The following is a 20,225-nucleotide window of genomic DNA, read 5'->3' on the forward strand; positions in this document are numbered from 1 at the left end:
GCACCGCTCCCACAGGGGGTCAACGCCAGCAAGCAGAAATTAATAAGCGATCCGGATGTCCTGGAAGTTCAGCTCGCGGTCAACCGCCTGCTCTTCGCCTTCATCAAACAGCAGCCGGTGTATGCGCTGGGCGGTGTGCTGGAAACCGACGCCGCCGAGGCTTTTCAGGTCGTATTGATGGCTGTTGATTTCAGCGCGAACACGGCCCGGATGCGGCGACAGCAGCAAGATGCGGTTGCCGACCACCAGCGCTTCTTCGATGGAGTGCGTGACAAACAGCAGGGTGAAGCGCACTTCTTCCCACAGCTCCAGCAGCTCTTCCTGCATCTTGCGACGGGTCAGGGCATCCAGCGCAGCGAAGGGTTCGTCCATGAGCAGAATTTTCGGTTGCATCGCCAAGGCCCGGGCAATCGCCACACGGGCTTTCATGCCGCCAGACAAGGTGTGCGGATAAGCATCGGCAAAGGCGCTCAAACCGACTTTCGCCAGGTAGTAATGCGCACGCTCTAGTGCTTCCTTGCGCTTCAACGTGCGCGAGGCCAGCAGCGGGAAAATCACGTTTTCGATGACGGTTTTCCAGGGCGGCAGTTGGTCGAACTCCTGGAACACCACGATGCGGTCCGGGCCTGGCTCATGAACTTCAGCGCCAGCCAGACGAATCTGCCCTTCGCTGGGTTTGATGAAACCCGCCACAGCCTTGAGCAAGGTGGATTTGCCGCACCCCGAAGGACCAAGCAATACGAACCGATCAGCCGGATCAACTTCAAAGCTGACTTGATGAGTCGCCCGCACCACCCGCTCGGGCGTGCGGTATTCCAGACTCACATTCTGGACTTGCAGCAGGGCTTCAGCAGCGGGCTGGTCGACCTGTTGCGCAATCGAGTTTGCGCTAGCCGTGTGGCTTTGCAGAACAGTCATTAAAAGCTCCCGGTATTAGAACGGCGCATCGCCCTGAATGGTGGTGCGGTGCAGGCGGCGACGCAGATGGTCAGGGGTGCCGCCCGCCAGGTGGATCAGCGAGCGGTTGTCCCAGAAGACCATGTCGTTGGACGCCCACTGGTGGCGATAGACCCCTTCAGGGCGCACGCTGTGGGCGTACAGTTCATTCAGAATCTGCTGACTCTCGTCTTCCGGCAGGCCGACGATATGAGTGGTGAAGCCTTCACTGACAAACAGCGCCTTGCGGCCGTTTTCCGGGTGCGTACGCACGATCGGATGGCTGACCACCACTACTTGCGCCAACTGCTCGGCGGTCAGGGTCGGCCGCCAGTTTTGTGCGTTGTGCCCGTCGCGATAGCGCGAGGTGTAGCTGTGTACGGCAGAGCGGCCTTCAACAGCTTTGCGCAAATGCTCCGGCAGGGTGTCCCAGGCCAGGTGCATGTCGGCGAACAGGGTGTCGCCGCCTTCGCTTGGCAGTTCCTGGGCGTAGAGCATCGAGCCCAGGCTTGGCAGCTCTTTGTAGGAAAGATCCGAGTGCCAATATTTGCCCGCGTCACCAAGGCCCAAGGGCTGACCGTTTTCCACGATGTTGGAAACGATGAGGATTTCCGGGTGGTTGGCCAGCAGGAATTGCTTGAGGACGTGGATCTGCAGCACGCCAAAACGACGGCTGAAGTCGATCTGCTGTTGTGGGGTGATCTGCTGATCGCGGAACACCACGACGTGGTAATCCAGATGCGCGCGGTGTACGCGAGCGAAGTCGGCGTCATTCAGCGGTCGGGACAGGTCCAGCCCAACGATTTCCGCGCCCACTTTCTCGGCGAAAGGACGCACCTCGAACTGTTGAGGTGCCGCGTGAACAGGTGATGACGCGAGGGACGCTGCTGACATGACTCAGACTCCAGAAGACTGGTGGTGATGAGCCATGACTTTATAGGTATAAGAATCGAAATTTAAATATCGTTATCGCATATGGATAGTCCGGATTGAGCTAGGCACTCAAGGCGGACACCTGTAGGAGCTGACCGAGGTTACGAGGGCTGCGAAAGCGGTGTATCAGACAGACCGCAATTCGCAGCCTTAGGCAGCTCCTACAGATTCTCGCCAGAAACAAAAACGCCGACGCTGTTGCCAGCGTCGGCGTTGGGTATTACGTGTTCAGCTCAGCAATCAGAACGCTGGCAGTACCGCGCCTTCGTACTTCTTGTTGATGAAGTCTTTGACTTTCTGGCTGGTCAGGGCCTTGGACAGTTTCTCGATAGCGTCGGTGTGAGCGTTATCGGAACGGGTCACCAGGAAGTTCACGTAAGGCGAATCAGCACCTTCGATAATCAGCGCGTCTTTCTTCGGGTTGAGCTTGGCTTCCAGCGCATAGTTGGTGTTGATCAGCGCCAGATCAACCTGGCCCAGAGCACGCGGCAATACGGCCGATTCCAGCTCGCGGAACTTGAATTTCTTCGGGTTGGTGGCGATGTCTTTCGGAGTCGCCAGTGCGTCGGTCGGGTTTTTCAGTGTGATCAGGCCATTCTTCTGCAACAGCAGCAGAGCACGACCGGCATTGCTGCCTTCGTTAGGGATGGCGATGGTTGCGCCTTCAGGCAACTCGGAGATCGCCTTCCACTTCTTGGAGTAGCCACCGAACGGTTCAACGTGTACGCCGACACCGGTCACCAGTGTTGCGCCTTTACCTTTGTTGAAGCCATCCAGGTAAGGCTTGGTCTGGAAGTAGTTGGCGTCCAGACGCTTTTCATTCAGTTGCACGTTTGGCTGCACGTAGTCGGTGAAGACCTTGATTTCCAGATCCACGCCTTCTTTAGCAAGGTCCGGCTTGATCAACTCAAGGATTTCCGCGTGCGGAACTGGCGTAGCACCAACCACCAGTTTCTCGGCTGCTTGAGCCACGCTTACCGAAAATACGGCCGCCAGAGCGGTCAACAGCAATGTCTTTTTCATGCAATGTCCTTGGAGAAAATCGAGGTCGGTCTGTACGACAGCTCTTCAATGAGTTGCCCCCGGCGGCTTGTGCAGTCGGGGGCGTGGAGCGGACATTACCGATTTTCTTTATTCCAGGACAATATTTTTTTAGCGAATGCTTATGCTTTTTTTGAAGCATCAGTGTTGAGTAATCCCCGCGACCTGCGCATATCAAAATTCGCGTATTGCCTGCATCCGGTCGTCATCCACAGTAAGGAAGTCGCCTGGCTTGATATTGACTTGTCCAAGGCCTTTCGAGCCCTCATCGGCATCGCCGCGCACAAAGGCGTCGAGTATCGAGGGCGCTTCGTCAGACTGGCTGGTAGCCGGGGGGGCAATGTAAGGGATGACGTAATTATCAGTGTAAAAAACGCCTTTGGCGCCATAGCCGAAATATTTCGCCGCCTTCAAAACCTTCTCCGCATCGATCAGGCGATTCTGGATTGCGACCGTATTCCTTGCCCCCTTGCCCAGTTTTGCGACACCTCCAAGGCTTTTAAGCGAATTCCCGTTAGAGACCCTGACCGCACCTTGTCGAGCAACAGAAACGGGGCCGGCGTCGAAAAAGCGGGCCGCTGCCCGAGCACCGCGAGAGGAAACGGCCTTTGCTGCAGACGGAGATGCAAGTGATGCAAGTGACAGCCCCAGGCTGAGTTGCCCCAGGATTGCCCCTGCACTGGAGTCAGGCGCCAACTCGCCCGCCAACTCGCTGGCGATACTGAGCACCTCGCCTGCGATCCCGACGACCGCCGCGAAAATCAGCGGGCCTGTCAGTGGTGCGCCAGCGCCGAGCGTCGCAACCGTAATGGCTACGGCGGCAACCGAAATCACAATGCTTAGAATAGACTTCCAGGAAAAGTGCCCGGTGGGATCAGTCATGTTTATCGGATCGCCCAGACAATAGGCGTAAGGATTTACACCGCCCGATTCGAATGGGCTCATGCTGTCGGGGCTGTGAAAGCGCATCAGGACCGGGTTGTAAGCCCGATATCCGTTGCCCAGCAAATAACAACCAGTCACCGGGTCGGGTTGCTCGCCATTGAAGCCCAGCAGACTTTGCAGACCGCCTTCCACGGCACCGCCTCCGTACGGGGTGTAAACGCTGCGCTGGATCTGATTGCCCGTGACTGACTGCAAAACGCTGCCTTGCTGGTCGCACGCCAGCAGACTGTTCACTACGGTGTTACCTGATTGGGTCGACTGCGCCAACACATGACCGTCCGACTCCATCAGGCTGAGCCGTCGCCCGCCCTCTAGCTGTGTGGCAATACGGCCATCCCGATAAACCCGCGTGCTGACGGGGGCGCCCGTCGGCTCTACGCCAATCAGGCGATCCAGAGCGTCATAGCGGTAACTGATCAATAGTCCTTGATGATTCATAATTGCTCCTGCGCGACCGAGGCCAGACGGCCCAGCTCGTCGTAATTCTGGCGACGACCACGCTCGTCATTGATTTGGTTGCCATCGCGGTCGTAAGAAAATCTCGCTTGTTGTGCTGCATAGTCCGGATGGCTATGGCGAACGCGGCTCAGTTGAGTTTTGTCGAATTTCTCGTATTCGTACGTTGCGATGTTTTCGCCACCCATGAACATGCTTTTCAACTGGCGGATGTTGTCCAGCTCATCAAACTGGTACTCCTGTACACGAATCGCTTTGCCCGCCGCATCGACCGGCAAGTGCAGGCCGCTGCACGCGTAGCGCTCCAGACGACCACGCGAGTCATAGGCAAATGTCTCATCGCGCAGCACGGAGCTTCCGCGCAGCAAGACACGCTTGATGAGCTTGTCGTTATTATCGAATTGCTGGGACAGTTCTTCCGGTGGATTGGAATCAACCACCAGTACACGACGCACCTCACGGCCGAAATCATCGTATTCGAGCTGCGTGATGAGTTTGCGTTTACTTTGGGTATCGACAGTTTCGATCCTGCTGACACGTCCGTACGAGTCATAGCTGTAGTCCGCCCTGACAGTGCCGCGTACCACTTGGGCAGTGCGACAGAACGCGTCATAACGGGTGATCTGGGTGACGCCCGTTGCATCTACATATTCCAGCGGCAAACCTTTGAGAGAGGTGCGATGCAAGGCATTCAATGTGTTCTGGGCTTCAGTTATCTGATCGTTCTGCAATTTGCCGGACGGTAAATAGCGGCGCTGCTGCTGGTTACCCGGGCAGGAGGCCTGAATCAGCTTCGCATGAGCGCTGTCGTAGCGATAACTGGCAGCCAGGTTGCTATTGCCGCCAACGCTGCGCTCAGTCATCTGATTGTTCAGTGAAGGGTCATACTTATAGGAAATGACCTTGCCGCTGGCTTTGATATGGGTCGCCGGGTTCGGCTGAGCCCCCTCATACGTGAAGAGTTCCGTACGGCCGCCCACGGTGATGCTGGTTACGCGCATAAGACCGTCATACGTCCGTTCGCCAGCCAGATAATCATTGACCCAGATGTGGGTCGCCAGATCTTCCGTACTGTGTCGCACGAATGCTTTTCTGATCCGCGTACCATCGGGCAATTGCGTAATGACCAGGCGATCAGCAAAGTCGTACACAAATCGCGTCGTGCGTCCCAACGGATCGATTTTTTGTACACAGCGTCCCAAGCCGTCGTAGAGATACGACGTGATACCGCACGAAACACCTTTGCGATCAAAGCGCTCAACCGAGTCGTTTTTACCGAACACGTTTTTGGTGATAACTGTTTTACCGGCCTGATCGATACCTTGAGTCTGGACTAACGTAACTGGATCAAATTGATCGTGACTCACTACGCCATCAGGCCCGGTTGTCGAGACGCGATGCCCCCAATCGTCGTAGCGGTATTGGGTCTGTAATGCAAACGGTCTGCCGTCGAGCCAGTCGGTACTAACCTCTTCAACCAGTTGACCACGGGCGTCGTATTTAGCGTTATAAGTGGCGCGCATCGGCTGTCCGGTGGAGTCCATGTCTTGAACTTCAACAGCACACTTGCGGCTCATGCCATCAAAACGGGTTAGCGTTGCGGCGCCATTGGGCGCAACCGTCCGCGTTTGTACTACATCGCCGAGCGCATCAGCCAGATGGTAACTATGGGTTGTGGATACCTGGCTGGAGGTCTTCGGTGCAAGCCGCTCCAGGATCTTGCGGCCAAGCAGGTCATGGGCCGTTTCAAGGGAGACACCCAATTGCTCGACGGTTTTTACTTCTGCGCCGGTTAAACTGTTCTGCCATAGAGACTTGGTGCTGCGTGAACCATCCTTGGCTGCCAACGTAGTGTGTGTGCACAAACTGCCGCCAAGCAGCTCATAACGGTAGTGCATGGCAGTATCAATGCCATCTACAGTCTCGACCTGTTGTTTTACGCGGCCAAAGAAAGGGCTGTTAATTTCGCTCTCATACTGTCGAGTGATAGTAATGAGTGGGGTCGACTGCCCGCTTTGCGAAACCGCCTGTTGCGCCAGCGCTATAAAACGTCCCCGCTGCGGGCTGGCCGACTGTAGATGGGTGTAGCGGTAGCTCGTGATCAACGTAGGGGCGGGCGCGCGATCAGCAGCGGGTATCAGGGTTTTACGTTTGAGCCAGCGCACCGCTCCGAACGCATCTGCCGGGCAACCATCGGACTGTCCAATCGGATAATACTCAAAAACTTCAGTAATACCCGTGGGTGAAACCTTTTTGAGAATGTTGCCGAATTCGTCGTATTCAGTAAGCGTCGTTTCCTTGCGAACATGCCCAGGCTTTGCCGCATCGGACCACGACACCTCAACCTTTTTGGGTAATAAGAAGTTCAGAGGTTGATTCTCAAACGTCAGACCTGGCTTTTCATAAAACTCAGTAATGTTACTCACGGTTTTGCCGTTCTGACTTACGGTTTCTTCGACCTGTAGGTGGAAGCGGTTGTACGCCCTCTTGGTCCTGCGCACGCGACGCTCATTCGCACCGGTGCCCTCAACCAAATCCTCATAAACCTCGTATCTGTAATCACCGGTTGCTTTGTAGAGGCTGTCGCCGTCCTTGTTCCATGGGGCATTGGAGCGGTACCCGAAATAATTTCGATCCGAGTAACTATATTTCTTCGTAATCGGCGCCTGATTCATACGAGGGAAGGTCACATGCGATGCAACAGCAGGCAGGGCCTTAAGAGGCGCACCGTTGGGCAGCTTTAAAGCGGACGTACGATAGGTGAGTTGTTCAACGCCATCGGTGGGTGATTCCAGTCGGCTGATCAGACTCAAGCCTTCAACGGTCTGATACCGCAAGCGCCACGAAGCACTGGTGTTATTGTCCAGTAACATCGTTATTTTGGTGAGCCGACTGTTCTCTTGCTGAAATCTGAAGACCAGTTTTTCGGCCGGATTATCAGGCCATAGCGTCATGCTCAGCACGCGCGCTGAATCGTTACGAACGTCTAAAGTTAATAGCGTGCGGCTTTCATCTTTGATCTCGCGCAAGACACGGCGTCCTGCAACTGAAATATATGAAAGATTAACGACCCGCCCCTCAGGCGAGTAGATTTTCGAAACCAGCCACTCGTCCCGACTCGCCCCGGGATTACTAAGCACCTCCATAACCCCCGACTTATGCTCGATAATCAAGTCGCTGCCCAAGCGACTGGTTTTCAGGTCATTGACCTTTTTATCAGTAACGACCAAAGCATTACTAGAGAGGATCGCCCTGTGGCTGGCACCACTGGACAAGTTCAGTATTTTTGTTTTTTGGTTGTAGCTGGAGAACGGAATACCCCAGCCAACCCCGAAGCCAAGATTTTCTGTCTGTAGCGCGTTGGATCTTAAAGCCAAGGGTAATGAAGGACCACTCAATGTGTTCGCTAACAGATTAGACAGCGACAAGCTGACACTATAAGTACCCGTCCTCGGGTCTACACCCGAGCTAATAAAGCTGAGAAAATTGTACGCACCAGAGCGCACACTAGAAGACACTGAAACAGTCATATGCATATTCCAAATGGCAGGCAGGGGGGAGCCTTTAACAAACCCCCGCTGCACTTAAATTATTTGATGATCAGTTTTTTTGCAGGTGAGAAACCTGACACTTCTGAGACCAGCCCATAAATGGACAGGACAGACCGATCAATACAGTTCTAGTTCCGCATCAGAATCATTAACTGTTTTGAACCGCACATTAATACTGTGCTTGTTGCCATACATATCGATAGCGGCTATAGGCGCCTCTCGTCTCTGAGCCGATAACTGATCTGGACGCGCAAGAATTGGTTTTGATACCGCCACAATAGGTTGACCTTTTTTTACGTAGCCGGACTTGATCTGTCGAGGCCCGATCAAAATTGGGTGGGTGTAGCGAATCTCGGTTTGACCGGGTGCGGCATACCCCGTAAAAACAACCGGTATCAGCGACCCTTTAGCCCCATGCTTAACAAGGGAGGGCATGGAAAAGTCTATGAACTCAATATTGACACCCCCCACATTTAAAGCAAAAGGCCTGTAATCAAGGGCATTTTCTACTGCAAGCGGCTGAAAGGTATAGTCTGCAGCACGATAGGTAGGAGGCGTCACAGGGGTAAGGGTCACCGAAGAATCAAAATGCGCGGTAAAAGCCACGCCATCATCCCTCTTAATCCTTGCAGAGAGGTGAAGGGGTGCATCAGCCGTGGTGCGCACATAGACGTCCCGATACTGGGTAGAACTGTTGATTGACAGGTCCGTCATCGACATTTCGCCATTGAGGGACAAAGAGCTTTGTCCCGTTGGGAAGAAGCGATAACTATTATTTCTTTTATAACTCCAGCGCCACTTCGAAGCGGGCGGCCTTGGAAAAATTGCTCCAGTTGTCTGCACTACCCGTTCCGCATTGTGATAATCAATCAACTCAAGACTATCAATTTCTTTACTGCTCAATTGAACAGGATCGCCGTTTACATCCACAGCCTTAATGGCGACCCTGACTTTCACCTCCTGGCCACCATTCGCAAACAGCCGAGCAGGGCCCGAGCTGACCGCCAGCGAAAAGTCATCAAGAGTTTCCCAACGTTTAGCACTATTCACATTATTCATATCATCATCCTTAATATCCAAAATGGACGTTCCTTAGAGAAAAACCACTTCAGCCAGATACGCCGAAGATTGAGTGATCGCAATACCAAGACAGCCACTACCGAGATAATCCTGAGTACTTAAACAACTTTTGGACATCGTTGGATAGTTGAGTATCGCGCCTTGAATTCCAGCTTTATCCAATTCCGAATTTATGTCTACCGCATGTAATCAATAGCAATAAACGACCGTGAAAAAGGGTCAAAAATCACGACTTCAATGGTGAAATAACAACTTTCGACGGGGAATAATGAGCCGAGATATGTAGGAATTAATCCCTGATCGTGAAGGACTCTCAACTCTACCTTTTTACCCACCATAAAAAACGCCGCACCCTGACCAAGGATGCGGCGTTGAAAAACCGGGGATGTGGGTTAGCGGGTGAGATCGTCCAGCCTGGATTCGACCGTTTCGAGCACCCTTCGCAGTGCAAAGAGTTGCTCAACCTTTGCGTCAAGGAGAAGCTTTCCTACAAGCTGCTCCACTTGCGCTAATGGGTCTGCGCCAGCAGGCAGGTTCAAGTGCTCCGGCAAGATCTCGTCACCACTGCTGACCAGCAGCGCAAAGTGGATGACGTTTTCCAGTTCACGGGTATTGCCCGACCAGTTATGGGCTTCCAGAACCTGCTGCGCTGCGTCGCTGATCAGTGGCACGGCGAGGTTAAGGCGCTGGCTGTAAATGCCGAGGAAGTACTCGGCCAGCGGCAGAATGTTACCCGGCTGTTCGCGCAGTGGCGGCAGCTCCAGTCGCCCTTCACTGAGGTAATGGAACAGTCGCTCATGGAACTTGCCCGCCGCCACGGCCTGAGCCAGATCGATGCTGGTAGCAGCGACTAAGCGCACGTCCACCGGGCTTGGCTGATGCGCACCCACGCGGGTGACTTCATGAGTCTCCAGCGCCGCTAGCAGCTTGGTCTGAATCGGCAACGGCAAGTCGCCTATTTCATCCAGATAAAGGGTGCCGCCATTGGCTGAACCGAACCAACCGGCGCGGCTGCTGGCCGAGCCGCTGTGAGCGCCCGCGGCATAACCAAACAGTTCGGCGTCGGCATAGGTCGGGCTGATCGCGCCGCAATTGACCGACACGAACAAGCCTGTGCGGTCGCTGCCACGATGAATGTGCCGCGCCAGTAATTCTTTACCGGTACCGGACTCGCCCCGGATCAATACCGGCAGCGCCCGAGGTGCCAGTTGCTCCATTTCTTCACGTAACTGGCGGGAACGCGGATCGATGAATACCAACGCCTTGGCACGGATGCTTAGCGGACTTTTTTCTGCATCGGGGAAGGTCAACAAAGGCTGACCGAAGGGTTCATTCAGGCTCATGGCAAACTCCCGCCCGAGCCTTGCGACGGCTCAAACGTTAAAAAATCAAGTGGATCGGTGAGGCAAGCGCGATATGTCTCGCGCTGCATAAGTTCATGCGCGACGCCGTGCGTGTTGTTCCATTCGGCTCTGCAGGCGGTACAGGTAAGCGAATCCTTGTTCCCAGCGGCGATGACCTGATTTGACGTTGATATGTCCCGCCTCGCTGAGAATGCCGGTTTCAGCCCCCCAGTCGCGGGCCATTTCCAGGGCACGTTGAGTACTGACCGCCGCGTCGTTATCCGAGGTGACGATCTGCGTAGGAAACGGCAGCAGATCCTTGGGGATGGGCGCGAAGTTGCGCAACGCAGGCGAGCAGTTAGGTCGCTCGACATCAGCGGGCGCGACCAGCAAAGCCCCCTGCACCTGACGCAGCGACTCCAGCGGAGCCAGCCGCGCCCAATGCGCAACAGTGATGCACCCCAGGCTGTGCGCAATCAGAATCACGGGGGTACTGTCCGCCGCGATACTGCGCTGTAGTTCGCCGACCCAGTCTTCGCGACGCGGCTTGAGCCAATCGGCTTGTTCGACGCGAGCACTGTTCGGCAGGCTGTTCTGCCAGTGGGTTTGCCAATGCTCATCGCCTGACCCTTGCCAGCCTGGCACGATCAAATAGCGGATCGACTCGTTATGCATGGGGTCAGCCTCCTGCATGGGTGCGTTCATTGAGCGCAGTATAAGGAGGTGACATATATTCGTTAAGGAATAAGAAGCTATCAAACAATAGCTAAAACGAATATGCAGGGCAAAAAAAGGGATTGTCCCCTGCCTAAGGAACAACCCCGATAAAAACTGCTCTATGCGTGCCCGCCATCAGTGGGCACCGTTGAAGGTACTCAAGATTTGTTACAGATAGACGACTTTGTCTCTATCTGGACGAGCTGCTCCGCGACACCGCGCTGTCTCGCATCAAACCGCAGATCTGCAGGAGCAACCGGGGTGGCGCTCCACCGAGCAACGCGAGGCCGCGATGGCGGTGTGTGGGAGATTCCATGAGCTGACGTGGGACCGGCTTTAGCCGGGAAGGCGGTGTTTCTGACGATAAAGACGTAGTGAATGTGCAGGCCTCTTCGCGGCTAAAGCCGGTCCCACGACAGAGCGCCGATATCGGGAACACATCAAAACCTATGGAGGCGGTGCCTTCACCGCAAATCAAACGCCTCATCGTCCAGCAACGCCAGTTGATAGCCATCGTCACCCACGGCGTGAATCAGCTTGGGCAGATAGCGCTCGTCTATTTTGGAGCGCAGGCGCTGGAGGGCGACGCTGACAGGACGAGGGTCGTCATCAAAAATCTCTGCCGCGATTTGCTTGCGGGAGAGAACTTCGCCCTGACGGCTCGCAAGCAGCTGCAACAAGGCAAACTCCCTCTCTCCCATTGAAATCCGCTGTCCACCACGGCTGACACGTTGCAATGTCATGTCGATTTCCAGATCAGCAATGCTGATGCTGGCCGCGTCGCCTGTCGGGCCACGACGCAGCAGCTTGTGCACGCGTGCCAGCAGCTCTTCGTAACTGAAGGGCTTGAGCAGGTAATCATCGACGCCTAGCTCCAGACCGCGCAGACGGTCTTCGATGGCATCCGGAGCGGTCAGGAACAGCACGGGCGTTTCGCCGCGCTGACGGATCAGTTGCAATAATTGCCAGCCATTGAGGCCGGGCAGCATGACGTCGAGGATGATCAGGTCGTAGTGTTGCTCTTCGACAAAATGGCGCCCGTCCAGGCCATTGAGCGCTACGTCCAGGGTAAAGCCCGAGTCGGCGAAGCCTTCGGCCAGTTCGTTCGCCGTGCTGGCATCGTATTCAACTAACAGCAGCCGCATGGCTCACCTCGTTTGTTCAGGCCCTCAGCATAACGATTTGGCGCGCAGGGCGTTGGCCGCTTTACGTAATTTGACCACATCGAAGATTTCCACTTGCTCGTCAATCAGACGCAGGATCTTGCGTTGATGCATGTCTTGCAGCACGTCATATAGCTCGTGCGGCGACACGTCCAAGGTGCCTTGCGCGTCAATTTCGGCAAAGTTTATCAAACGCCGTGCATGGCTGAGGGGGCCGTAACCTTCAGCCAGCATTAACAGACGCCAGGCCACGCGGGCCTTGGCGGGTAGCAATTTGATGCGCTCCGGCCGCAGCAGCGTGATGCCCATCTTCTGGCTGAGCAGATCAGCGAAGGGACGCCAGTGAGCAGGGTTTTTCTCCAGCAGTTCATTGAGCACCGGCTGTGACACGTGAAGGAAGATGCTCTGCTCCATGGAGTAAACATCGAACCGGCGAGGCATGCCGTCGAACAACGAGACTTCGCCGAACCAATACGGCGTGCGGATGCGCTCAAGACGCGGAACCAGACGTTGATCGGCGGCACCGCCAAAACGCACAGAACCTTCTACCAGCGCATACAGCCCACAAGGTTCGTCACCCTTTTCGAACAGGAATTTACCTGGTGTCTTACGCGTCTGGCGAGCAGCGTCCAACAAGCTATCCTGCAAGGCGGCCGGTAGATGACTGAACCAAGGGTCGTTCATCAGACGCGAGCGCCATCCAGCTCCATTTGTCATGTATTGCTCCCTGTTACTGCTGATCACATCGCGTTAAAGACGAAACCGTAGCAGAATCGTTTATCGCTCAAAGAGGAATAATAATGAAAACCCTCACCGACCACCTCAGTCAATACGCGGCTTACCACCGCGACTCGCGGAATATCGCGACACACTTTGTAGGAATTCCACTGATCGTTGTTGCCGTCACGGTGCTGCTGTCTCGCCCCGGCTGGATGCTGGGCGGCTTTTGGCTCTCCCCGGCAGCCGTCGTCGCGGCAGCCTCGGTGATCTTCTATTTACGCCTTGATCGGCAGTTCGGCGTGTTGATGGGCGTATTGCTGGGCCTTTGCCTGTGGGCAGGCGCACTCCTCGCTCAGCAAACGACCATGGTCTGGCTCAGCGCTGGTGTGGGGTTGTTTGTGGTGGGCTGGGTCATTCAGTTCGTCGGCCACTATTACGAAGGCCGCAAACCGGCGTTCATTGATGACATCAGCGGGTTGATTATCGGGCCGTTGTTTGTCGTGGCGGAGCTGGCGTTTCTGGCAGGCATTCGCAAGCCGTTGCAGCATGCGATCGAAGAAAGATCAGGGCCCGTGCGCAAGCGGGATTTGAAGCAGGTGGTGTGAGGGCCTCACAAAACATCTGCATACGACCGACGTGGGACCGGCTTTAGCCGGGAAAGCGGTATTTCTGACGAGGCCTTTTCAGCGCCTGTTCCTACCTCTTCCCGGCTAAAGCCGGTCCCACGACATCGTGTCGATATTTGCGATTGATATCCTCACCAACCTTTAGATATTCGCAACCTTCTGCCAAACCTTCGGCTTGAAGTACAGCGTTTCGCCCCGCGCCAGACCGGTCAGGCTGTCGTGGTCTTTCACCACTTCGGCTTCGATCAGCTCGCTCTGGCCTTCAACCCTCAGGGTGATCCGGGTGGTCGCGCCCAGCGGACGGATGTCGCGCACTTCGGCGGCGTGGTGGTCTTCCAGCTCCGAGCGTGACAGCGACACTTCATGGGGACGGAACAGCACGTGCTCTTCGCCCACATGCAGACGGTTGGAGTCGCCCAGGAAGTGGTAAACGAAATCGCTGGCCGGGTTCTCGTACACTTCGCCCGGCGAGCCGATCTGCTCGATCACACCTTTATTCATGACCACGATGCGATCCGCCACTTCCATGGCTTCTTCCTGGTCGTGGGTCACGAAAACCGAGGTCAGGTTGATGTCTTCGTGCAGGCGCGCCAACCAGCGACGCAGCTCTTTACGCACCTTGGCATCCAGCGCACCAAACGGCTCATCAAGCAGCAGCACCTTAGGCTCAACCGCCAAAGCGCGGGCCAGGGCAATACGCTGACGTTGGCCACCGGACAACTGCTCCGGATAACGATCAGCCAGCCAGTCCAGCTGGACCATGTTCAGCAACTCGTGAACCTTGACCGCGATCTGGCTCTCATTCGGGCGCTGATTCTTGGGTTTCATGCGCAGGCCAAATGCGACGTTGTCGAACACGGTCATGTGACGAAACAGCGCGTAGTGCTGGAACACGAAACCGACGTTGCGATCACGCACATCATGGCCGGACACGTCTTCCCCGTGGAAAACGATGCTGCCGTCATCGGGGGTTTCCAGGCCGGCAATAATTCTCAGCAAGGTAGTCTTGCCGCAGCCGGACGGGCCTAACAACGCCACCAGCTCGCCACTCTGGATATCCAGATTGATGCTGCTCAGGGCTTTGAAGGCATTGAAGTTCTTGCTGACATTACGGACTTCGATTGACATGAATTATTCCTCCGCCGCACTTTGGCGCAGACGGTTAATGCGCGCTTCGCTCCACTGCTTGAGCAGCAGGATAAACAGCGCAAGGATCAGCAACAGGCTCGCCACGGCAAACGCTGCGACGTGGTTGTACTCGTTGTAGAGAATTTCGACGTGAAGCGGCAGGGTATTGGTGACGCCGCGGATGTGCCCGGAGACCACCGACACCGCACCGAACTCACCCATGGCCCGTGCGGTACACAGCACCACGCCGTAGATCAGGCCCCACTTGATATTCGGCACGGTCACGTACCAGAACATTTGCCAGCCATTGGCACCGAGCAGACGAGCCGCTTCCTCTTCCTGAGTGCCCTGCTCCTGCATCAGCGGGATCAGCTCGCGAGCCACAAAAGGCACGGTAACGAAGATGGTCGCCAGAATGATGCCCGGCAAGGCGAACACGATCTGGATGTCATGATCCTGTAGCCATGGGCCGAAAAAGCCCTGAGCACCGAACATCAACACATAGACCAGACCGGCAATGACCGGCGAGACCGAGAACGGCAGATCGATCAACGTCACCAGGATACTTTTGCCCCGGAACGAATATTTGCTCACACACCACGCAGCGCTGACGCCGAAGACCAGATTGAGCGGGACCGAAATGACGACCGCGATCACGGTCAGCTTGAGGGCTGACAGTGCGTCGGGTTCGAGGATCGCCGTGAAGAACGCGCCGAGGCCGTTTTTCAAACCCTGGGACACCACGATAAACAGCGGCAAGCCGAGGAACAGCAGAAACACAAGCCAGCACAGGATGATCAGAATCCGGCGCGACACCGCGCTGCCACGACGGGCGGCGTTGGCAGAGGCGGCGGCTGAAACAGATGAATGGGACATGTTCTGCGCCTCCTCAGGATGGGGTTTCGATACGCCGCTGCAGCAAGTTGATCAGCAGTAGCAGAATGAAGGAAACCACCAGCATCATCACGCCAATAGCCGTTGCACCCGTGTAATCGTACTGGTCGAGTTTGACCATGATCAGCAACGGCAGGATCTCGGTTTTCATCGGCATGTTGCCCGCAATGAAAATCACTGAACCGTACTCGCCCACGCCCCGGGCAAACGCCAATGCAAATCCGGTTAGCCAGGCAGGCAGCAAGGCCGGTACGAGAATATGACGGAACACTTGCAGCGGACGCGCGCCGAGGCAAGCTGCAGCTTCTTCGACTTCACGGGGAATATCGGCCAGCACCGGCTGCACCGTGCGCACCACGAATGGCAGCGTGACGAAGGTCAGCGCAAGGGTGATACCCAGTGGTGTGTAAGCGATCTTGAAGCCCAAGTCTGCAGCAAACTGCCCGACCAGACCGTTAGGCGCATACAGCGCGGTCAGGGCGATACCGGCAACAGCGGTAGGCAGGGCGAACGGCAGGTCGATCATCGCATCGATAATCTTGCGCCCCGGAAAGGTATAGCGCACCAACACCCAGGCCAGCAAAACACCGATCACACCATTGATGACAGCGGCATAGAACGCTGCGCTGAAGCTCAGTTTCAGCGCCGCAAGCACACGGGGTGCGGTAATGATTGCCCAGAATTGATCCCAGGTCAGCTGTGCGGCATGGATGAACATGGCCGCCAGCGGAATTAACACAATCAGGCTGAGATACACCACGGTGTAACCCAGCGTCAGCCCGAAGCCGGGTATGACGGGGGAGATGCGACGTGACATAAGTGTCCTTGGTTAACACACGGAACCCGCAAACGAGTGCGGGTCCTTTAGTTCAGCGAATACAACCGACTTGAAATGCCGGTCCGGTAGGAGCCAACTGGTTGGCGAGACAGTGGGCGCGGTGTGTCAGGCTCGCCGCCTCGCGAACAAGTTCGCTCCTACCGGGTCAACACGCTGCAATCGCCTGCATTACTGCGGCGTATAAATCTGGTCGAAAATGCCGCCGTCATTAAAGAACTTGGGCTGCGCAGTTTTCCAGCCGCCGAAGTCTTTGTCGATAGTCAGCAGGTCCAGTTTCGGGAACTGCTTTTCGTACTTGGCAGCCACTTCCGCGTCACGTGGACGATAGAAGTTCTTTGCGGCGATTTCCTGGCCTTCCTTGCTGTACAGGTGCTTCAGGTAAGCGGTCGCGATTTCGGTGTTGCCTTTCTTCTCGGCGTTCTTGTCGACCACTGCCACTGGGGGCTCAGCCAGGATCGACAGCGAAGGCACGACGATGTCGAACTTGTCCGCGCCGCCGTCTTCTTTCAACGCCAGGAACGCTTCGTTTTCCCACGCCAGCAGCACGTCGCCCTGACCGTTGTTAACGAACGTAATGGTAGAACCGCGAGCACCGGTGTCCAGCACAGGCACGTGCTTGAACAGTTCTTTCACATATTCGTTGGCTTTGGCTTCGCTGCCGCCGGTTTTCAGGCCATAGCCGTAGGCCGCCAGGAAGTTCCAGCGAGCGCCGCCGGAGGTTTTCGGGTTAGGCGTGATGACAGAAACGTCTTTCTTGACCAGATCGCCCCAGTCCTTGATGCCTTTCGGGTTGCCTTTGCGCACCAGGAACACGATGGTGGACGTATAAGGCGTGCTGGCGTCCGGCAGACGGGTCTGCCAGTTCTCCGGCAGGGTTTTGCCGAGCTTGGCGACTTCATCGATGTCGCCAGCCAGTGCCAGCGTCACAACGTCGGCGCGTAAACCGTCGATAACCGAACGAGCCTGTTTGCCCGAACCACCGTGGGATTGCTTGATTTCAACCTTGTCGTCCGGATGCGACTTTTTCCAGAAGTTGACGAACTCAGCGTTGTATTCCTGATACAGCTCGCGAGTCGGGTCGTACGAGACGTTCAACAGCTCGTAATCCTTTGCAACTGCAGAACCGGCAAAAACGGCACTGGCAAGTGCGGCCAGCGCGTAACGGCGTATGGACATGGGTCAAGCTCCTGGAAATCGGGTGGTGGTGTTGGCTTTTCTAATTTTTGGTTTGAGGCTTTTTGTAGGAGCCAACTTGTTGGCGAAGCGGTTTCCCTGAAACACCGCATCAAGCATCTCGCCAACAAGTTGGCTCCTACCGTGTTTTGCGTGTTTCAGCTCGGTTTGTTACCCGGATTCTGTAAACGAAACTTTTCTTTGCGTTCGATCTGGACGACCTGGGCGTTGTGCACCGTGATTTCAACAGCGCCGAAACGCAGGTCGCGCAGCGCACTCTGTATCTCGCGCAGAATCGCCGCTTCGTCCTGACCGTCAACGCTACGCAGAGATGCACTCATGATCGAACTCCTTGAAATTGATTGGCCTGCAGCCGCGACCGCGTGGATCTGCTAATGGCATGGAGGCAATCTTAGAGACGTGCGGATATTCTTAAAAATACTATTTAAGAATCTGCATATAACCAAAGTGCATTTACGGCAATTCCGCTGCCCAGGCATGACCAGGCGATAGACCTGTAGAAGCGCACGAGCACCGCGAGGCCGCGATACCGGTGTGTCAGGCATTCCGCCATCGCTGCCTCGCGGTGCTCGTGCGCTCCTAAAGGATGTATCTCAATTCCGTGGTTTGCAGGTAGTTTGAAAAAAGCCGCCACTTCGGCTAACTAAAAATTCGGCGCATGGGACCAGTCAATCTGCTCAGCCGGCGTTGGTCGCGCAAACCAGTAGCCTTGGCCCATCGGGCAATCGTTGGCCAGCAGGAACGACGCCTGATCCACCGTCTCGATGCCTTCGGCCAGCACCCGCATGCCCATGCTTTGCGCAAGGGCAATGATCACGCGCACGATGGCAATGTCATCGTCATCGCTGGGCAGACCTGCGACGAAGCCCTGATCGATTTTCAGCTTCTGCACCGGCATGCGCTTGAGGCGCAACAGGGAGGAATAGCCCGTGCCGAAATCGTCAATGGCCAGGCTCAGCCCCAGCGCGCGCAAGCGGTGCATCTGTTCAATGGCCTGATCAGGGTCTTCCATGACCGCGCTTTCGGTCACTTCCAGCTCCAGATGCGTGGGGTTCAGCCCAGTGTCGCGCAACACCTTCGCCACCCGCTCAACCAGATGACCACTGGCAAACAGTCGGCTAGAGATGTTGACGGCCACAAAGGAAATATCCACGCCCGCTGCCAGCCAGGCGCACATTTGCTGGCATGACGTGTTCAACACCCAGGCATCCAGCTCGGCAATCAGGCCACTCTGCTCGGCGATGGGGATGAACTCCCCTGGGGACACCAGACCCCGCTCGGGATGTTCCCATCGCACCAGCGCTTCGACGCCCAGAATGCGGCTGTTGTACAGGTTGTGAATCGGCTGATAAAACACCCGCAGTTCATTTCGCTCAATGGCCCCACGCAACTCACTGGCCAGATGCACACGCTGCTGGGCGTGAGCGGTCAGCTCTTCGGTATAGAGAGCATAGGTTTCGCGACCATCGCCTTTGGCCTTGAATAGCGCCGAGTCGGCATTGCGTAACAGTTGCGCAGGACTGGCCGCATCGCCAGGGAACAGGCTGATCCCAATGCTTGCACTGATGAACAGCTGTCGGTTTTCAAGCACGAACGGAGTTTTGAAACCGTCCAGAATCCGCTGTGCATACCCGGCCACCTGCACCACCTGCTGACAATTTTCGATCAGCAACGCAAATTCGTCGCCGCCCAGCCGCGCGAGGGTCATTTCATCATCAAACAAAGACCGAAGCCGCTCGGCGACCGCTTTGAGCACATCATCACCAACGTTGTGCCCAAGGCTGTCATTGATGTTCTTGAAGTGGTCCAGGTCGATCAATAACAGCGCACAGCCGCGCTTGTTCGAACGTGCGTAGCTGAGCGCTTGAGTCGTACGGCCGATGAACAGCAGGCGGTTGGGCAAATCCGTCAGCGGGTCGTAGTGAGCGAGTTGCAGCAGGTCCTGCTCAGAACGCTTGATGGCCGTGATGTCGGAAAAGACAGCGACGAAGTTTTTTATCTCACCGCTGTCGTCCTTGACGCTACGGATGCTTTGCCATTGCGGGTAGATTTCGCCACTTTTGCGTCGATTCCAGATCTCGCCGCTCCACTGCCCGGCACTGAGAATCGAGCGGTACATTTGCCGGTAGAACTCAGGACCATGGCGACCGGATTTGAATTTGCTCGGGTTGGCGCCCAGCACTTCATCCAGCTGGTAGCCGGTGATTTCCATAAAGGCGCGATTGACGTGAACGATTTTCCCCTCGCCATCGGTGACCACCACGCCCTCCAGGGTGCTGTCAAAAACAGCAGCCGCCAAACGCAAGCGATCAAGATCTTCGCGTTGCTGGCTCCGGGTGACTTCGATGCCCATGAAACGCAGCAGTTGGCTGCGAACCACGAAGATAAAAATCGCGCTGACCGCGACCCAGACGTAACCGCTCATCTGTTGAGCCAGCTCCAATCGGGCTGGATCTTCGATCAAACCGGGCAGCAAATGGTCGCACATGACGAACCAGAAAATGGACAAAACCCCGTAAAACAGGGCTGTTCGCAGTGCGTCACGCGAGGAGTCAGTCATAAGAAAGCTAGTAACCTTATGAAGTGCGGGATTAAAGATTAGGAAACATCTGGCGACTCTTATCTCTAAGGCCGACTGGTTTTATCTGGTGGCTCAGTGA

Annotated in this window: 17 protein-coding genes; 1 reads left to right on the plus strand and 16 read right to left on the minus strand. The window is 55.8% G+C overall.

Going from position 1 to position 20,225, the window contains the following annotated elements; translation table 11 throughout:
* Nucleotides 1-39 precede the first annotated feature (39 nt).
* The 10 genes from CKW31_RS02725 to CKW31_RS02770 all read right to left on the minus strand — a co-directional run bounded on the left by CKW31_RS02725 (nt 40) and on the right by CKW31_RS02770 (nt 12,882).
* On the minus strand, nt 40-918 hold the full coding sequence (locus CKW31_RS02725) for an ABC transporter ATP-binding protein (RefSeq protein WP_238599647.1): 879 nt from the start codon (nt 916-918) through the stop codon (nt 40-42).
* Between the two features lie 15 nt (nt 919-933).
* Nucleotides 934-1,830 carry a TauD/TfdA family dioxygenase gene (locus CKW31_RS02730; RefSeq protein ID WP_095092928.1) on the minus strand — a complete coding sequence of 299 codons (897 nt, stop codon included), beginning with the start codon at nt 1,828-1,830 and terminating at the stop codon, nt 934-936.
* A gap of 279 nt (nt 1,831-2,109) precedes the next feature.
* On the minus strand, nt 2,110-2,892 hold the full coding sequence (locus tag CKW31_RS02735) for a MetQ/NlpA family ABC transporter substrate-binding protein (protein WP_095092929.1): 783 nt from the start codon (nt 2,890-2,892) through the stop codon (nt 2,110-2,112).
* 192 nt (nt 2,893-3,084) lie between these two features.
* The gene (locus tag CKW31_RS02740; protein ID WP_095092930.1) at nt 3,085-4,293 is read right to left on the minus strand and encodes an RHS repeat-associated core domain-containing protein; all 1,209 of its coding nucleotides are present in this window, start codon (nt 4,291-4,293) and stop codon (nt 3,085-3,087) included.
* Entirely contained in the window at nt 4,290-7,841 is a 3,552-nt protein-coding gene (locus tag CKW31_RS02745) for an RHS repeat domain-containing protein (RefSeq protein WP_176469769.1), read from the minus strand. The genes CKW31_RS02740 and CKW31_RS02745 overlap by 4 nt, the downstream gene beginning before the upstream one ends.
* Nucleotides 7,842-7,979: 138 nt before the next feature.
* Nucleotides 7,980-8,942, minus strand: coding sequence for a hypothetical protein (locus CKW31_RS02750; protein WP_095092932.1), 963 nt, complete (start codon nt 8,940-8,942; stop codon nt 7,980-7,982).
* 392 nt (nt 8,943-9,334) lie between these two features.
* Entirely contained in the window at nt 9,335-10,285 is a 951-nt protein-coding gene (locus tag CKW31_RS02755; protein WP_095092933.1) for a sigma 54-interacting transcriptional regulator, read from the minus strand.
* A 93-nt stretch (nt 10,286-10,378) separates the two neighbouring features.
* Complete coding sequence (locus CKW31_RS02760) at nt 10,379-10,960, minus strand: alpha/beta hydrolase (RefSeq protein ID WP_087274326.1); 582 nt, start codon at nt 10,958-10,960, stop codon at nt 10,379-10,381.
* A gap of 506 nt (nt 10,961-11,466) precedes the next feature.
* Nucleotides 11,467-12,147 (minus strand): response regulator, encoded by a 681-nt coding sequence (locus tag CKW31_RS02765; RefSeq protein ID WP_095092934.1) that lies wholly within the window; start codon nt 12,145-12,147, stop codon nt 11,467-11,469.
* 24 nt (nt 12,148-12,171) lie between these two features.
* Nucleotides 12,172-12,882 carry a Crp/Fnr family transcriptional regulator gene (locus CKW31_RS02770; RefSeq protein WP_095092935.1) on the minus strand — a complete coding sequence of 237 codons (711 nt, stop codon included), beginning with the start codon at nt 12,880-12,882 and terminating at the stop codon, nt 12,172-12,174.
* An 83-nt stretch (nt 12,883-12,965) separates the two neighbouring features.
* Between CKW31_RS02770 and CKW31_RS02775 the strand changes: the two genes are divergently transcribed.
* On the plus strand, nt 12,966-13,490 hold the full coding sequence (locus tag CKW31_RS02775) for a DUF962 domain-containing protein (protein ID WP_095092936.1): 525 nt from the start codon (nt 12,966-12,968) through the stop codon (nt 13,488-13,490).
* Between the two features lie 162 nt (nt 13,491-13,652).
* Here the strand turns inward: CKW31_RS02775 and CKW31_RS02780 are convergent, their stop codons facing one another.
* The 6 genes from CKW31_RS02780 to dibA all read right to left on the minus strand — a co-directional run bounded on the left by CKW31_RS02780 (nt 13,653) and on the right by dibA (nt 20,125).
* Nucleotides 13,653-14,639 (minus strand): sulfate/molybdate ABC transporter ATP-binding protein, encoded by a 987-nt coding sequence (locus CKW31_RS02780; protein ID WP_095092937.1) that lies wholly within the window; start codon nt 14,637-14,639, stop codon nt 13,653-13,655.
* A 3-nt stretch (nt 14,640-14,642) separates the two neighbouring features.
* The gene (gene cysW, locus CKW31_RS02785) at nt 14,643-15,515 is read right to left on the minus strand and encodes a sulfate ABC transporter permease subunit CysW (protein WP_027898479.1); all 873 of its coding nucleotides are present in this window, start codon (nt 15,513-15,515) and stop codon (nt 14,643-14,645) included.
* A 13-nt stretch (nt 15,516-15,528) separates the two neighbouring features.
* Nucleotides 15,529-16,350: a sulfate ABC transporter permease subunit CysT gene (gene cysT / locus CKW31_RS02790; protein WP_095092938.1), complete on the minus strand. Its 822-nt coding sequence runs from the start codon at nt 16,348-16,350 to the stop codon at nt 15,529-15,531.
* Between the two features lie 189 nt (nt 16,351-16,539).
* Nucleotides 16,540-17,547 carry a sulfate ABC transporter substrate-binding protein gene (locus tag CKW31_RS02795; protein WP_095092939.1) on the minus strand — a complete coding sequence of 336 codons (1,008 nt, stop codon included), beginning with the start codon at nt 17,545-17,547 and terminating at the stop codon, nt 16,540-16,542.
* A 155-nt stretch (nt 17,548-17,702) separates the two neighbouring features.
* Nucleotides 17,703-17,885, minus strand: coding sequence for a sulfur starvation response protein OscA (oscA, locus tag CKW31_RS02800; RefSeq protein WP_003170956.1), 183 nt, complete (start codon nt 17,883-17,885; stop codon nt 17,703-17,705).
* Between the two features lie 323 nt (nt 17,886-18,208).
* Nucleotides 18,209-20,125, minus strand: coding sequence for a phosphodiesterase DibA (dibA, locus tag CKW31_RS02805; RefSeq protein WP_095092940.1), 1,917 nt, complete (start codon nt 20,123-20,125; stop codon nt 18,209-18,211).
* Nucleotides 20,126-20,225 lie beyond the last annotated feature (100 nt).

This window comes from Pseudomonas sp. Irchel 3A5 (assembly GCF_900187575.1).
Lineage (GTDB): Bacteria > Pseudomonadota > Gammaproteobacteria > Pseudomonadales > Pseudomonadaceae > Aquipseudomonas > Aquipseudomonas folii.

Coding starts and splice junctions, on each gene's coding strand:
- CKW31_RS02725 (WP_238599647.1), bottom strand. CDS start 918: ATGACTGTTCTGCAAAGCCACACGGCTAGCGCAAACTCGATTGCGCAA.
- CKW31_RS02730 (WP_095092928.1), bottom strand. CDS start 1,830: ATGTCAGCAGCGTCCCTCGCGTCATCACCTGTTCACGCGGCACCTCAA.
- CKW31_RS02735 (WP_095092929.1), bottom strand. CDS start 2,892: ATGAAAAAGACATTGCTGTTGACCGCTCTGGCGGCCGTATTTTCGGTA.
- CKW31_RS02740 (WP_095092930.1), bottom strand. CDS start 4,293: ATGAATCATCAAGGACTATTGATCAGTTACCGCTATGACGCTCTGGAT.
- CKW31_RS02745 (WP_176469769.1), bottom strand. CDS start 7,841: ATGACTGTTTCAGTGTCTTCTAGTGTGCGCTCTGGTGCGTACAATTTT.
- CKW31_RS02755 (WP_095092933.1), bottom strand. CDS start 10,285: ATGAGCCTGAATGAACCCTTCGGTCAGCCTTTGTTGACCTTCCCCGAT.
- CKW31_RS02760 (WP_087274326.1), bottom strand. CDS start 10,960: ATGCATAACGAGTCGATCCGCTATTTGATCGTGCCAGGCTGGCAAGGG.
- CKW31_RS02765 (WP_095092934.1), bottom strand. CDS start 12,147: ATGCGGCTGCTGTTAGTTGAATACGATGCCAGCACGGCGAACGAACTG.
- CKW31_RS02770 (WP_095092935.1), bottom strand. CDS start 12,882: ATGACAAATGGAGCTGGATGGCGCTCGCGTCTGATGAACGACCCTTGG.
- CKW31_RS02775 (WP_095092936.1), top strand. CDS start 12,966: ATGAAAACCCTCACCGACCACCTCAGTCAATACGCGGCTTACCACCGC.
- CKW31_RS02780 (WP_095092937.1), bottom strand. CDS start 14,639: ATGTCAATCGAAGTCCGTAATGTCAGCAAGAACTTCAATGCCTTCAAA.
- cysW (WP_027898479.1), bottom strand. CDS start 15,515: ATGTCCCATTCATCTGTTTCAGCCGCCGCCTCTGCCAACGCCGCCCGT.
- cysT (WP_095092938.1), bottom strand. CDS start 16,350: ATGTCACGTCGCATCTCCCCCGTCATACCCGGCTTCGGGCTGACGCTG.
- CKW31_RS02795 (WP_095092939.1), bottom strand. CDS start 17,547: ATGTCCATACGCCGTTACGCGCTGGCCGCACTTGCCAGTGCCGTTTTT.
- oscA (WP_003170956.1), bottom strand. CDS start 17,885: ATGAGTGCATCTCTGCGTAGCGTTGACGGTCAGGACGAAGCGGCGATT.
- dibA (WP_095092940.1), bottom strand. CDS start 20,125: ATGACTGACTCCTCGCGTGACGCACTGCGAACAGCCCTGTTTTACGGG.